General features: G+C 35.5%; 1 protein-coding gene. It reads right to left on the reverse strand.

Annotated elements, in window-relative coordinates; all coding sequences use genetic code 11:
* Positions 1–161: 161 nt before the first annotated feature.
* On the reverse strand, positions 162–1210 hold a 1049-nt coding region (locus JM172_RS24455; RefSeq protein ID WP_214484976.1), incomplete at its 5' end, for an S-layer homology domain-containing protein.

The following is a 1210-nucleotide window of genomic DNA, read 5'->3' on the forward strand; positions in this document are numbered from 1 at the left end:
TTCCAAACTGCATATTCGGAAGGTTATTTGTCATGGACTATTTTAGTATAGCATGGATAAATAAAGTTTTTTATTGATAAATGTTGACAAACTATTAGCTGGTTTTGTTGAATAAGAAAGTTTGATATTGATAGACAAAGCGAGCCGCAGCTCGCTAGTGTCTATAGTTTTACTTCCTCATAAGAGGAAATTGGGAAGATATCCTCAAATACCCAATTAGGAGTGTCCCAAGAAACTGTATCCGTTTTCTGAGGGAAATGTACCTGAACATCCAGATCTCTAACATACCACTTATTCAACTCTATTCCTATTGGTAAATCCGTTCCAGAAGAATAACGAATGTACTGAGTACCCCTCACTCTTTGCTCACTTTGACGTCCTTCCTGCACACTATGGTACATTGAAATGTCAGTAACAAATATACTCTCTGAGGCCAATTTGTTATTCTTGGTTTCCTGAACTAACTCATCAAAAAACTGTGGCAATTGTTTCCATGAATATTCTACCCCATTATAAGTCACGTTATCCCTATAATAATAACGAATGTCTTCTATCCAATTATCACCAATTGTTCTGTAATCACGATTAAAATATTTATCCATATACCCTATTACAACATTTAATCTATCTTTAGTAAGCTCTTCCGTTTTATCCTGATACTTGTTAGGATATCGTTTAAAATGATTGACTTCAGCTAAAGAATCAAAAATATCATGCTCAACAGGGTAATCATTCAATCTCTCCAAGTCTGCTTCTCTATCAATCCAAGACTCTAACTCTTCTTTCGAATAATCATGGATGGTCTTTTCACCCTTGAAATTTTCTAACAAATTTTCTAAATCTGGTAATTTATCTTTAGCATCTAGATAACGAGTAAGCATGACTGACGCTTGAGCTCTTGTTGCTAGACCATCAGCGTCAAAAGTTCCATCCGAACGACCACTTACTATACCAGAGCCATTAGCTAATGCTACGTATGGTTGATCAGTTTGGTTTAACTCTCTTTGGTCGGTAAAAGGTAGGTTAATAAAGTCCAGTTGTTCAAGTCCAGTTAATACTTCTTTCCATTGTAAACTTTCCTTCGCTAACCCTCTTGCAATCATTTTGCTCATTTCTAATCTAGTGATTTCTAGGTTAGGATTGTATCCATCAGGATATTCACTTGGTACAATCACACCCTCTTCTACTAATCCATTAATATAAACTTCAG

The organism is Bacillus sp. SM2101, from assembly GCF_018588585.1.
Classification (GTDB): Bacteria; Bacillota; Bacilli; order Bacillales; family SM2101; genus Nanhaiella; species Nanhaiella sioensis.